This is a genomic window from Labrenzia sp. ATLA3 (assembly GCF_057180185.1).
This window is the reverse complement of sequence record NZ_JBXUKV010000012.1, coordinates 119,951-132,309: the sequence shown is the minus strand read 5'-3', so window position 1 is coordinate 132,309 and position 12,359 is coordinate 119,951. Positions and strand designations below refer to the sequence as shown.

At 59.0% G+C, this 12,359-nt stretch carries 11 protein-coding genes; 7 read left to right on the top strand and 4 right to left on the bottom strand.

Translation table 11 applies throughout. The annotated features are described in order from the left end of the window. Window positions 1-466: 466 nt before the first annotated feature. Window positions 467-1,462 (bottom strand): acyltransferase domain-containing protein, encoded by a 996-nt coding sequence (locus tag AC2A6O_RS27505; protein ID WP_498931941.1) that lies wholly within the window; start codon window positions 1,460-1,462, stop codon window positions 467-469. Here AC2A6O_RS27505 and AC2A6O_RS27500 point away from each other — a divergent pair. Then, complete coding sequence (locus AC2A6O_RS27500; RefSeq protein WP_498931939.1) at window positions 1,461-2,276, top strand: 4'-phosphopantetheinyl transferase family protein; 816 nt, start codon at window positions 1,461-1,463, stop codon at window positions 2,274-2,276. The two genes, AC2A6O_RS27505 and AC2A6O_RS27500, sit on opposite strands and share 2 nt — an antisense overlap. A gap of 24 nt (window positions 2,277-2,300) precedes the next feature. On the opposite strand, the gene AC2A6O_RS27495 is transcribed toward AC2A6O_RS27500, so the two are convergent. Continuing rightward, on the bottom strand, window positions 2,301-3,122 hold the full coding sequence (locus AC2A6O_RS27495; RefSeq protein WP_498931937.1) for a metallophosphoesterase family protein: 822 nt from the start codon (window positions 3,120-3,122) through the stop codon (window positions 2,301-2,303). Window positions 3,123-3,230: 108 nt separating this feature from the next. On the opposite strand from AC2A6O_RS27495, the gene AC2A6O_RS27490 reads away from it, so the two are divergent. From AC2A6O_RS27490 to AC2A6O_RS27470, 5 genes are read left to right on the top strand one after another with little or no spacing between them, the layout of a single operon-like run. Next, window positions 3,231-4,520 (top strand): cytochrome P450, encoded by a 1,290-nt coding sequence (locus AC2A6O_RS27490; RefSeq protein ID WP_498931935.1) that lies wholly within the window; start codon window positions 3,231-3,233, stop codon window positions 4,518-4,520. After that, complete coding sequence (locus AC2A6O_RS27485) at window positions 4,517-5,773, top strand: hydroxymethylglutaryl-CoA synthase family protein (protein WP_498931933.1); 1,257 nt, start codon at window positions 4,517-4,519, stop codon at window positions 5,771-5,773. The genes AC2A6O_RS27490 and AC2A6O_RS27485 overlap by 4 nt, the downstream gene beginning before the upstream one ends. A gap of 20 nt (window positions 5,774-5,793) precedes the next feature. Further along, window positions 5,794-6,039, top strand: coding sequence for an acyl carrier protein (locus AC2A6O_RS27480; RefSeq protein ID WP_148583113.1), 246 nt, complete (start codon window positions 5,794-5,796; stop codon window positions 6,037-6,039). Window positions 6,040-6,043: 4 nt separating this feature from the next. Continuing rightward, entirely contained in the window at window positions 6,044-7,270 is a 1,227-nt protein-coding gene (locus AC2A6O_RS27475) for a beta-ketoacyl synthase N-terminal-like domain-containing protein (protein ID WP_498931931.1), read from the top strand. Then, window positions 7,267-8,037 carry an enoyl-CoA hydratase/isomerase gene (locus AC2A6O_RS27470; RefSeq protein WP_498931929.1) on the top strand — a complete coding sequence of 257 codons (771 nt, stop codon included), beginning with the start codon at window positions 7,267-7,269 and terminating at the stop codon, window positions 8,035-8,037. The genes AC2A6O_RS27475 and AC2A6O_RS27470 overlap by 4 nt, the downstream gene beginning before the upstream one ends. Here the strand turns inward: AC2A6O_RS27470 and asnB are convergent. Continuing rightward, window positions 8,001-9,998, bottom strand: coding sequence for an asparagine synthase (glutamine-hydrolyzing) (gene asnB / locus AC2A6O_RS27465; protein WP_498931927.1), 1,998 nt, complete (start codon window positions 9,996-9,998; stop codon window positions 8,001-8,003). The two genes, AC2A6O_RS27470 and asnB, sit on opposite strands and share 37 nt — an antisense overlap. A 21-nt stretch (window positions 9,999-10,019) precedes the next feature. Continuing rightward, the gene (locus AC2A6O_RS27460) at window positions 10,020-10,268 is read right to left on the bottom strand and encodes an acyl carrier protein (protein WP_148583117.1); all 249 of its coding nucleotides are present in this window, start codon (window positions 10,266-10,268) and stop codon (window positions 10,020-10,022) included. A 455-nt stretch (window positions 10,269-10,723) separates the two neighbouring features. On the opposite strand from AC2A6O_RS27460, the gene AC2A6O_RS27455 reads away from it, so the two are divergent. Then, the gene (locus AC2A6O_RS27455) at window positions 10,724-12,358 is read left to right on the top strand and encodes a cyclic peptide export ABC transporter (protein WP_498931925.1); all 1,635 of its coding nucleotides are present in this window, start codon (window positions 10,724-10,726) and stop codon (window positions 12,356-12,358) included. Window position 12,359 lies beyond the last annotated feature (1 nt).

The window sequence follows — 12,359 nt, the reverse complement described above, 5'->3', positions numbered from 1 at the left end:
GGAAACCGATAGCTGGACTCCAGTCCGAACAAACCAAGCAGAAAAACTCACAGCGAATCCTTGTCGGTCGGAGCTCACGGCGCATGTCGAACGTAAACTCGCGAAAAATTGGCTAAACCAAGCTTTAGAAGCTTCACGGCAAGAGCGAACCTCGAAGACGTAGCCGAGAAACGCGATCGAAAAATCCTCTACCAGAAACTAAATAGAAAAAGCCGAACAGAAATATCCGGCTAGGGCTTTTGGTCCCCGATAAAAGCAGGCCCAAAAATACCTAGGCTGACGTAACCGATCATCCTCGTTTATGAGTTTGTTCTGTTCATGGCGAGGTCCGTATTGGACTGGGTTGCGAACTCATAGGGGAGGAGCCCCTAAATGTGCTGCCCCTCAAGTGCAGGCACAGCCGGTAACATGTTCTGATTGCTGGACCCAACGTTGATACGGGCCTCGCACCTGTTGTGGTGTCGGTTCAGTTTCTTGAGACGAGAGCGGTCTCGCCGGGGCCGGAACGGACAAGGGCATCGAGCCGTGTCAGGTCTCCGCCGAAGGGCGACATCAGTGCGCTGACCGAAGACGATGATCCGCCGGCCAGCTCTTGCCGCAAGATCGCCGTGAAAGTGCCGGTCGGGCTGAGGTCGATGTAGTTCGTGCCTCCTCTTGCCTCGATTGCGGCGATGGTCGCGCGCAGCCGCATCGGCTCGCGGACGATCCGCCACAGGAAGGAGCCGTCGGCGGCTTCCGTCTGCGCCCCGAGACAGGCAGACCAGACCGGCCAGAATGGTGTTTCAAATGAGACGTCCTTCACTGCATTCAGATAGTCATCCCGGGCGGTCTCGATCCAGCGGGAATGAAAGGCAAAGGGAACCGGCAGTCGCTGGAAAGGGATATCTAGGCGTCGCAATTCCGCGATCACCCGGTCTGTTTCGATTTCCGGTACTGCAAGCACACAGTGGCGCTCGGCATTCATGCCGGCTATCTCTGTCGTCTCGCGCAGAACTTGCGATTGTTCATGAATCTGTTCCGGTGCCAGGATTGCGATCAGTGCGCCGGGTGACGTTGTCCCGCGAAAGACCGAAGGCTGGTGGGCCAGGACCTTGAGGGCCTTTTCAAAGGGCAACATGCCGGCGAGGCTCATGGCAACGAACTCGCCCAGGCTGACCCCGAGCAGAAGATCGGGCCGAATGCCCTTGCTCTGCAGCAGCTTCGCCGCGGCAAACTGGGTCATGAAAAGCGCCGGGTGGGAATGCTCGAGATGGTCGAACGGGTCGCTCAGGCTGTGTTCGGTGGAATAGATGATTTCAAGGGGTGAAAAGCCTTGAGTCGTCTTTACGATCCGGTCACCGATCTCCATCCACTGTCTGAACACCGGTGCGGTGTTAAAAAGATCCACCGCCATATGATAGTACTGAGATCCTTGTCCTGCAAAGCAGAAGGCCGTGGGCAGGGCGGAGGAATTTGAACGCATGCAAAAGACCCTGAGTGGCAATCCGGACACTGGCAGTTTCTTGTCGCACGGACCCGCTGCGACCGGCAAGCAGCTCTTGTCAGCAGATCGCGTGGCGGTGTGGTGGCTTCTCTTGGACGAGATCCGCGATGCAGACTGGGAAAAGCTCGACAGCATCCTGATCGATGAAGAGCAGGAGCGATCGGACAGGTTCCATTTCGAGCGCGACAGGCAAGTTTACATCGCCGCGCATGCCGCCTGCCGCGGTCTGTTGAGCTACTGTCTCGGAGAGCCGCCCCGAAACTGGCGCTTCAGCGTTGAAGACCATGGCAAACCCGAGCTCATCTGCCCGACGGGACAGCCTCGGTACCGGGTGAATATTTCCCACACCCGCGGGTTGGCTGCCGTCGCGCTGGCGCGGGAGCATGATATCGGTGTTGACGTGGAGTGGCTGCAGCGCGATGCGCCGGCGGATGATCTTGCCAAGCGGATGTTCGCCGAAAGCGAGCGTTTGAAGGTCAAGGACGCGACCGGACCGGAAAAACTCGATACGTTCCTCAGCTTCTGGACCCTCAAGGAAGCCTATGTGAAAGCCATCGGCAAAGGCTTGTCGCAACCTCTCGACGCCTTTGCCTTCGATCTGGAAACGGACGAGATCAGTTTCCGGGACGGTTTGGCCGATACGGCCGCCAACTGGCATTTCGAGCGCTACCGGCCCGGACCGGAACATCTGATGGCTTTGGCCGTGCGTCATCCCGACAAATCCAGCCTGATCGTCGATTCACAGCCCGCACCGCTCACCTATCTCCTTGATCTTGCCGGCACACACAACTGAAGCGATGTCCGCCGCGGAGATCCACTAGGCGGGCAGAATGTCCCTCAGGTACGGCTCGATACCAATGCTTTGATCCCACTGTTTCGGATACCCAAGGGATACTTCCTCGAAGCGGGTGGTGCCACGCCAGTCGGTGCGGCGTGTGTGGAGATGACCGGACACGACGACGCTTGCATTGAAGCGGGTGTGCCAGTCTTCGGTTCTGCGCGTACCGCACCAGGGCGTGAAGCGCGGTGCACGAGGAATGTGAATAAGGTCGCTGCGCAGGGGGAAGTGGTTGATCAGGATTGTCGGCATGCCCTCAGGAATGCCAGCAAGGCGTTGTTCGGTTTCCTCGATACGCCTGTCGCACCACGCGTCCCTGCTTTTCCAGGGAGAGGGATCGAGGAACATCTCATCTGCACACACGGCGCCTTCTTCCCGGGCCCAGGCAACGACGGTCTCGCGGTCGATGTGATCCGGGCGGAAGCTGTAGTCATAGAGGAGGAACAAAGGCACGACGACATGCTCGCCGCCTTGCCCCTTCCAGACTTCATACGGATCTTCGGGGGTCACCACGTTGAAGGAACGGGCCAGGTCGACGAGCGCACGATACCGGTTTTCCCCGGCGAGCGCCGGGCGGCCCCTTTCCTCAGGAATGGCCCAGAGATCGTGATTGCCCGGAACCCAGAAGACCTTTTCGAATTTCCGCGTCAGCACGTCGAACGCCAGGCGCATATGCTCGAATTTTTCTGCAATGTCTCCGGCGACGATCAGCCAGTCGCTGCCGAAGGCAGGCAGATCAAGAAGCGCGTCGCGATTGGCAGGGCTTGCCAGATGAAGGTCGCTGATGGCTTTTATTTTCATGGCGTTGGGGATTGTCACCTACTTCCTTGACGCCGACGGGCGCTTGGGAAACACTTCACGGAAAGGATGTAAAAGTCCAGCCCAGATACCTCCCGCAGGCGAGCTCTCATGACCGAATACCATCCAGTCGAAGGGAATTTGCCAAAGACGGCGGGTGCTTCCGAAGATGGTCATGATATCGATTGGTGGTCGATCCTGTCCGACAGGGATTTCCTGGAAAATCCCTATCCGACACTACGCCGCCTGCAGGCCCGGGGACCGGTTCAGTTCGACGAGCGCAGCGGCATCTATTTCGTACTGGGGCACAAGGCCTTCGGCCGGCTTTCCAAATCCACCGCGATGGGCCGGGACACGCGCAACTGGCTTGGAGGCTGGACATCCGACGACTACCGTCAGCATGATCCGGTGGGGTTTCGCCTTTTCAGCGAATTCCAGCCGCAAATGATCAACTGTGACGGCGACGAGCACAGGCGGATGCGCAAGGTCTACGAGCCGGCCTTTCGGGCTCAGGCCATGTCGCGCCTCGTGCCCATGATCGAACAACAGGCCAGCCGGTTGCTGGCTGCGATGCCCGATGATGGCCAAGTCGATTTCATCGAAGCCTTCGCGGCGCCTCTGCCGCTGCGGGTGCTGTGTGAACTGTTCGACATTCCTGATAGCCTTGATGTCACGATCAGCCAATGGAGCGCATCGCTTATTCGCATCGGCGATATCCTGATGACGCCGGAGCAGAAGCGCGAGGCCATGGACGCCCTTCGCGATTTCAAGGATTTCCTGCGAGAGCAGATCAGGCAGCGTCAGGACGAGCAGGAAGACAATCTGATGAGGCTGGCGATCCAGGCACGTCTCGATGGAACGCTGGATGAAGACGAGACCCTGACGAACCTGGTGTCGATGCTGGTAGCCGGACATGAAACCACCGTGACGCTGATCGGGAACGGCATGTTGCTCCTGCTTCGCCATCCCGGGGAACTGGAGCGCCTGCGACAAGACCCCGGGCTGACCCGGACCGCGGTCGAGGAATTCCTGCGCATGGAACCGGGCGGCAACATGATTTTGCGCGTTGCCCTGGAGGATTTCGATGTCGAAGGCACGCGGATTCCCAAGGGAGCGCCCGTGATCGGCCTGATTGGCGCCATCAACCGGGACCCCGCGCGTTTCGAACGCGCCGACGAATTCGATATCGCACGGCAGGCCAATGCACAGTTCACCTTTGGTGGCGGGGCGCATTTCTGCATAGGTGCACCACTGGCGCGCCTTGAGGCCCAGATCGCGTTCTCCTCGGTTCTTGGGAAATACCGTCACATTGAACTGGCGGGGCCGCCGGAATGGCGGCTCGACCGGATGAATGCCCGTGGTCTCGGGGCCCTGCCTTTGCACGTAAGGACAGCTGCATGAGCCGCCCCGTGGGTATCGAAGCGATGAATGTCTTCGTCGGCATGGCTGCGCTTGATGTGCGGGAACTCTGCACCCATCGCGGCCTCGACATGCCGCGTTTCGAAAACCTCCTGATGGAGGAAAAGACCGTCGCCCTGCCGTACGAGGACCCGGTCACCTTCGCGGTCAATGCCGCCCGGCCGATCGTTGACAGCTTGAGCGAGGACGAGCGGAACCGGATCGAAATGGTGATCACTTGCACCGAATCCGGGATCGATTTCGGCAAATCGCTCAGCACCTATGTCCACAAGCATCTGAACCTGAAGCCGAACTGCCGTCTCTTCGAGATCAAGCAGGCCTGCTATTCGGGTGGTGCCGGTCTGCAGATGGCGGTCAACTTCGTTCTGGCCCAGACGTCCCCCGGCGGGAAAGCGCTGGTGGTGACCACCGACATTTCCCGGTTTGCCCTCGCCGATGCCAACGCTGTTCAGGAGTGGGCCTATTCAGAGCCAAGTTCAGGCGCCGGCGCCGTGGCCATGCTGGTGTCCGACAGCCCGCACATATTCCAGATCGATCCCGGTGCCTACGGCAATCATGCCTTCGAGGTGATGGATACCTGCCGCCCGGGGCCGGACACGGAAGCTGGAGATGCCGATCTTTCCCTGATGGCCTACCTGGATTGCTGCGCCGGCGCCTTCGAGGATTATTCCCGCCGGGTCGAGGGGGCCGATTTCCGTCAGACCTTTTCACAGCTTTGCTTCCATACGCCCTTCGGCGGCATGGTGAAGGGCGCGCATCGTCACCTGATGAGAAAACTCTACAAGGCCAAACCCCAGGAAATCGCGGCCGATTTTGACAAGCGGCTGGGACCAAGCCTTGCCTATGGAAAAAGGGTGGGCAACACGGCTGGCGGGTCGGTGTTTGTCGCCCTGGCTGGAACCATCGATACTGTGGATCTAACCGAACCGATCCGCATCGGCCTGTTTTCCTACGGGTCGGGTTGCTGTTCGGAGTTCTTCAGTGGCGTGGCGACTGCGCAGAGCAAGCAGAAACTGCAGTCCATGGAGATTTCAAAGTCTCTTGATCAGCGATACCGGCTTTCCATCGCCGAATATGAAGAGCTGCTTTCCGGTGGGGCCGTCATTCGTTTCGGCACCAAGGATACGAAACTTGACCACGACATCATTCCAGGCGCTTGGCCGACCACGGGAAAGAAAGACCGCCTTGTTCTCGATACCGTAACAGACTACCACCGAAACTATATCTGGATCTGACGAAACGTCAGGGGGGGCTTTTGGACAGCAAGCAAATCGCGGACATGGTCATCGCGGAGATACGTGAAACCGTGCCTGAACTGGCGGATCAGCCCATCAGTCCCGAGGATTCGATGGCGGAACTCGGTGTCGATTCCATTGAACGTAGCGAGGTTATCCTGTCGACCATGGAAAAACTCGGCCTGAAGATCCCGATGGTCCAGTTGCATGGTCCCAAGAACATCGGAGAACTTGCCGAGTTGCTGTTCAACAAGAGCGCTGGATGACCCTGTGACCGTCGCAGTGACCGGAATTGGCGTTGCCTGTGGCCTTGGCCACGGCAAGACGGCATTTCGGAAAGGACTGTACGAAGCGCCCGACATCTTTTCCTGTCTGACGCGCGAAGGGCGCGGGCCAGCGGAAGGTGAACCGCCTTTCATCGGTGTGGAGATGCCGGAGCCTAGCGAAGTCTTGGCACCGCGCCTCGCCAGGACAGCGTCCTTCAGCGGCCGTGTTGCGCTGTCCGTCCTGCAGGAGGCCTGGCAGGATGGGGGGCTGGACGATATCGATCCGGAGCGGATCGGGCTTGTCGTCGGCGGCAGCAACCTGATGTCCCGTGAACAGGCTTTGGCGGCGCGGGACTATTCGGCGAGGCTTGCCTATGTGCCGCCGCGCCATGCACACATGTTCCTTGATACGGACATCTGCGGCTTATGTGCGTCCACTTTCAAGATCCGCGGGTTTGCCTATTCGCTTGGTGCTGCGTCTGCAAGCGGCGCCGTGGCACTCATTCAGGCCCGAGAGGCAATCCGGTCGGGCCGTGTCGATGTCTGCATCGCCCTTGGAGGCCTGCAGGACCTGTCAGCTTACGATCTCCATGCCATGCGTTCGCTGGGGGCGATGGGATCCCTGCGCTTTTCTGAACAGCCCGGGCAGGCCTGCCGGCCCATGGATGCCGCGCGGGACGGCTTCATTTATGGCGAAGCCTGTGCGGCCCTGGTGCTCTGCCGTCAGGATCTGGCAGCGGCGGGCAAGACCTATGGCAGGATTGCCGGGGTCGGACTTGCTGTCGATGGGGCACGAGGGCCAGAACCCAATTCGGCAGGGCAGGTTCGTGCAGCCATGACGGCGCTGGTTGAAGCCGGCCTGAGTGCGTCCGATATCGATTATGTCAATGGTCACGCTACCGGCACGCCTGCAGGCGATGATGCCGAGTGCGAAACCTACCGGACCCTTGGGCTGGAGGGAGCCCGGATCAATGCGACCAAATCCATTCTGGGGCATGGATTGAGTGCTGCCGGAGCCATCGAGACCGCAGCGGTGTTCATCCAGATGAAGGAAGGCCTGCTGCATCCGACGCGCAATCTTGAAAAGCCTCTGGATAGCCGGTTCAACTGGGTCCGTTCGGAACCCGCTGTCCATGACATCCGGCGCGCGTTGAAACTCTCCTTCGGGTTTGGTGGCATGGATGCGGCGCTGGTGCTTGAAGCTCCCGATAGCGGAGGTCACACCTCATGACGTATGACACTCTCAAGGTGACCTTTCACGAAGGGGTCTGCCGGGTTGCTTTCAATCGTCCTGAGGTCGGCAATGCGATCAATGGCCGGATGATCGAGGATATCTCGCACCTTTTGGAGCTTTGCTCTGCCGACACGGGCCCGGACGGCAGGCCTGTGACGGTGATCGTGATCGAAGGCGGCGAGGACATCTTTTGCGCTGGCGGGGATTTCGAGGCAATTTCCGAAAACGGAACGGCCGGTGATCCTGCCCCTCTCTACGATATCTGGCTGAAGCTGGCCGAGGGGCCCTTCGTGACGGTGTGTCTGGTCAAGGGGCGGGCCAACGCCGGCGGAGTTGGCTTCGTCGCAGCATCCGACATCGTGATTGCGGAGAAGACCGCGCGGTTCGGCCTTTCCGAATTGCTCTTCGGCATCTACCCGGCCTGTGTCCTGCCATTTCTGATCAGACGCATGGGGCGCCGGGGCGCCCATTACATGACGCTGATGACCAAACCCGTTTCCGCTGAGGAAGCCCTATCGTCGGGGCTGGTGGATGTTCTGGCGGAAGACGGGGAGGTGGCCCTGCGCCAGCACCTGGCACGTCTTCGGCATGTGACGCGGCCTGCTCTTGCCCGGTACAAATCCTATCTTGCCGACTGCAGCGGAGATCCGGTTCAGGACAGGCAACGCGCGCTCGAAGCCAACAGGAGCATGTTTTCCGATCCTGCTGTTCTTGCCGGAATTCGCCGTTACGTCACCAAGCTCAAATTTCCGTGGGAGACGTGAGCTTCAGACGTCTGACTCAAATCGACAACCTTCTGAAGGGGGGGGAGGTTTGCGGAAGGCAGTTCTTCGCGCCGGACAAAAGTGCGATTGAGCAGGCAGACTGACAGGAGATACAGAAAGGTCTGGTTTTCCTTCGTGCTGATTTCCCCGGCGGGCTTGGTCAGGACCTTGTTCGCAAGCCTCTGTGCAAACTTCGCGTCCAGGAACGGCAGCCCCGAAAGCTCGGTCTCGCTCAGGACGAGGTCGAGATAGTCCGGGCGCCTTGCGGCAAATGCGGCCGCATCAGGCGCGCGATAGGGGAACTTGCGCTTGTCGATAATCTTGTCCGGTAGTCGGTCACGGAAGGCTTCGCGCAACAGGCGCTTTTCCGAAAAGCCATCGTCAAATTTCAGGTTGATGGACGTGGCCAGGGCAAAAACATCGGGATCCAGGAACGGACACCGGTTCTCGACACCGTGGGCGAGGCTCATCCGCTCCCCTTGTGTCGACAGGAGATAGCCGGAGAGAAGCGTCTTGTATTCCAGCCACTGGGCCTTTTGAACCGGCGACAGATCCGAGTAGCCAGCCTGTGCCGCGACGAGGGCTGAAATTTCCGCAAACGGGTCGCCTGCGTCCTTCAGGAGGCGCGCGGAAAAAAGGCCGTTCTGGAATCTCAGCTCATGCGAAAAAAGCCCGGGCATCTTCTCCTGCGAGAACTGCTGGTAAAGACCGGTCATGGCGGCGATGTGTTCCGGACCGTAATGCGTGAGATGGGGATAGAACAGTTTCAGCCGCTCCCGGCGGGCATCGTCGGTATGGTCATCCCAGCTGCCGCGCAGAAGCGTTTCCTTGAAGAGATCATAGCCGAGGAAGGCCTCGTCCGCGCCTTCGCCGCTGAGAATGACCTTGATCCCTTCTTCCTGCGTTCGCCTCGAAAGAATGTACATGGGTACGAAGGCACTTCTGAAGGCCGGGATCTCGGCATGGAAGACCGCATCCGGTGTGTTGTCCGCGATGTCGGCATAGGTGATGCGTTGCGCATGGTGATGGGTGCCGAGATGACTGGAAACCAGTTGCTGGTCTTCCGACTCATCGAATTCCGCGTCTTCGAACTCTACCGAAAAGGTTGACACGGGCCTCGTTGCGAAGTCCTTCGCAAGCGTAGCGACGATGGCGGAATCAACGCCGCCACTCAGGTAGACGCCTACTTCGACATCGCTGCGCAACCGCAGTTCGACACTCCGGGTCAGGCGTTTCCGGATCAGTTCCAGAGCCTCTTCTTCCGACCTGACATCCGGTCCTTCGTCGAACCTGAGATCTGCGTAGGTGTGTGTCGTCAGCTCACCATTGTGGAACGAAAGCCACTGCCCCATCGGAAGGTTTTTTATGTCGCGGAAGCCCGACTGGTCGGGCAGCGGTGTCCACTGGCCCAGGATCGCGGCGATTTGTGCCGGATCCTGTTCGAAGGAGAAATCAGGGACGGCCAGAAACGCTTTCATCTCCGACCCGAACAGCAGCGTTTCTCCCCGCTGAGCGTAGAACATGGGGCGCTTTCCGAAGCGATCACGCGCCAGAAAGACCTCTCGGTTCCTGGCATCGTAGACAGCAAAGGCAAAGCCGCCGTTGAACCTGCGCAGGCAATCCGGCCCCCAGGTGATCCAGGCATTGAGAACGACTTCGGTATCGCACTCTGTCCTGAACCGGCAGCCCCTGGCTTCTAGTTCCGTTCTCAATTCCCGGTAGTTGTAGATCTCGCCATTGTAACAGAGCCAGTAGCGGCCGGTCGGGTCACCGAACGGCTGAACGCCGGATGCCGGGTCCAGGATCGCCAGGCGGACAGTGCCCATGGCAAAGCCGTTGTCGACCACATAACCGGCTCCGTCGGGGCCACGATGCCCGATATGGGCGAGCATCCTCTGGATGTCGTCCCCCAGCGTTTCTGCACAAAGGACCGGGTTCAGTATGCCAGCGATTCCGCACATGAAGTTACTGCCCGCCCTGGATCAGCTGTCTACCCGTTCAGCGACTTTTTGCGCGACCGTTTGCTCGATCTGGGTCAGGCTGACCATCACGCCGCCGGTCATTTCTCGTTCGCTGAACTTGATGCCGAACTCCTGCTCCAGGAAGCGGACAAGCTGGATATAGCCGAAGGAGTCCATCACGCCTTCCTTGAAGAGGTCGGAGGTCTCCGGGAAGCTCTCATCGAACTCGATCAGAAATTGCTCTTCTATGAAATCGCGGATTTTCTGCATGGTATCCGAACGCTCTGAATGGGGCCGCGGAAGTCGAACCGGTGACTGTTTTTGTGTGTCCTTCGTCGGTCCGACAGCGAGTCACGTTAGCCAATAGGAGGGCACAGGGACAGTCCCCCCACCCTGGTATTTTGCATGCTTGCACCAAAATTCGCAGGAAAACTGACTTTAGGGTAACCAGTGTAGAATTCCGCTATAGAAAAATCTTTTGCGACGCAGGAAGACCTTGATTTGTCCGGGAAGTTTTCTTGGAAATACGTGTGTATGCAATTTTCGCAATGCTTGCGCAGGTCATGTCCGCCGCATAGCATGCAACCCAACGGAAGGGCTCTCGCGCCGATCAAGATCTCGTTTTTGAAGCTTTGATTGGCTGCTGAAGGGACCCCGTTGCAAGGATGTCAGGCGATCCGGTGCCGCCGGATCAGGGGGGCTGAATTCGTAATGGCAGGTTCGGCATGAATATACTCCGCCTGCTGCGTGACGGACCGCCTGCAAGCCGCCGACTGATTTTTGTTCTGGCCACCCTGACGGGGGTGGGAAATGCCGGTCTGGTCGGCCTCGTCAACGAGGCTGCCGAACAGTCGCTTCTCGGCATGAAAGTCGAGCCTCAGCTCCTCATCGTCTATGTTCTGACGCTGTTGATATTCCTCCTGTCCAACCGGTCCGCCTTGCATCAGGCCAACCGGTTTGTGCAGTCGCGCCTGGAAGCGACGCGCAGACGGATTGTCAGCAAAATCAGAAAGGCGGATCTGAGAACGCTCGAACGGCTTGGGCAGGGCGATATCTATGTGACCGTCGCCCAGGAAACCGATCACCTGTCGCAGACCCTGCCGCTGCTTATTGGTGCCGCCCAGAGCGCGCTGCTGGTCCTGTTTCTGTTTCTCTACATCGCGACGCTGTCCCTCATTTCCTTCCTGGTGATTTCGATTTTCACCTATCTCGGTGTCCGTTTCTTCCTGTCGCGGCAAAGGGCGCTGACGGCGTCACTGGTCGATGTTCACTACCGCGAAGCCGAGATGCTGGACAGTCTCATGCATTTCACGCTCGGCTTTCAGGAAATCCGCCTGAATGCGAACAAGAACGATGCCCTGTTCGCGCATTTTTCGGATGTAACCGGCCGGCTGCGCGATGTCGTTATCCGGCTGGGCGGAAAGTGGGTCACGCTGCTTCAGTTCAGCAATGCATTCATCTTTCTGCTGGTCGGTGTTGTTGTGTTCATCCTGCCGGCCTTCTTCTCCGGCTATACGGACACGATCTACAAGATCACCGCTGCGTCCGTCTTCGCTCTCGGGCCAACCGCCGCAATCCTGTCGGTCCTGCGTCTCGTGGGGCGCGCGGAAGCCGGGCTCGGTCATGTCTACGCGTTGGAAAAACGGCTGGACGACGGGGCGCCGCCCCCCGCCGGCCCGTCGCCGCGCGAAAGGTCTCCCTTCAAGAGCTTTTCCAGACTTCAGCTCGTTGACGTGACCTTCCGGTATCTGGATGCCGACGGAAACATCACCTTCGAAGCCGGGCCGCTGAACCTGACGCTGGACCGGGGAGAAACGGTATTCCTGACAGGGGGCAACGGTGCGGGAAAATCCACCGCCCTCAATCTGCTCTGCAGTCTCTACAAGCCTTCATCAGGGCAGATCCTGTGCGACGGCTTGGAAATCAAGGAAGAAAACCGGCAGCAGTATCGGGAGATCTTTTCCTGCATCTTCACGGACTTTCACCTGTTTGACCGCCTGTACGGCATCGAAGACGCAGAGCCGGCGGATGTCGTCCGTCTGATCAAGCGGATGGAGCTGGACGACAAGGTCGGGTTCGAGAACGGTCGCTTCACGACAAGCGATCTTTCGACGGGGCAGCGCAAGCGCCTGGCTATGATCGTGGCGCTGCTGGAAGATCGCGAAATCTATGTCTTTGACGAATGGGCCGCTGACCAGGACGCCCATTTCCGCGAAGTTTTCTACAAAGAGATGCTTCCGGACTTCAAGGCACGTGGAAAGACGGTCGTGGCTGTGAGTCATGACGACCACTACTGGGATTGTTGCGACCGGCGCCTGTTCCTGGATCTCGGCGCGATCCTTGCGGAAGGGGAGAGATAGG

Bases quoted from the DNA above. Each gene is read 5' to 3' on its own strand.
- AC2A6O_RS27470 (WP_498931929.1), top strand. From the start codon at position 7,267: ATGACGTATGACACTCTCAAGGTGACCTTTCACGAAGGGGTCTGCCGG.
- AC2A6O_RS27490 (WP_498931935.1), top strand. From the start codon at position 3,231: ATGACCGAATACCATCCAGTCGAAGGGAATTTGCCAAAGACGGCGGGT.
- AC2A6O_RS27460 (WP_148583117.1), bottom strand. From the start codon at position 10,268: ATGCAGAAAATCCGCGATTTCATAGAAGAGCAATTTCTGATCGAGTTC.
- asnB (WP_498931927.1), bottom strand. From the start codon at position 9,998: ATGTGCGGAATCGCTGGCATACTGAACCCGGTCCTTTGTGCAGAAACG.
- AC2A6O_RS27500 (WP_498931939.1), top strand. From the start codon at position 1,461: ATGCAAAAGACCCTGAGTGGCAATCCGGACACTGGCAGTTTCTTGTCG.
- AC2A6O_RS27495 (WP_498931937.1), bottom strand. From the start codon at position 3,122: ATGAAAATAAAAGCCATCAGCGACCTTCATCTGGCAAGCCCTGCCAAT.
- AC2A6O_RS27505 (WP_498931941.1), bottom strand. From the start codon at position 1,462: ATGCGTTCAAATTCCTCCGCCCTGCCCACGGCCTTCTGCTTTGCAGGA.
- AC2A6O_RS27485 (WP_498931933.1), top strand. From the start codon at position 4,517: ATGAGCCGCCCCGTGGGTATCGAAGCGATGAATGTCTTCGTCGGCATG.
- AC2A6O_RS27455 (WP_498931925.1), top strand. From the start codon at position 10,724: ATGAATATACTCCGCCTGCTGCGTGACGGACCGCCTGCAAGCCGCCGA.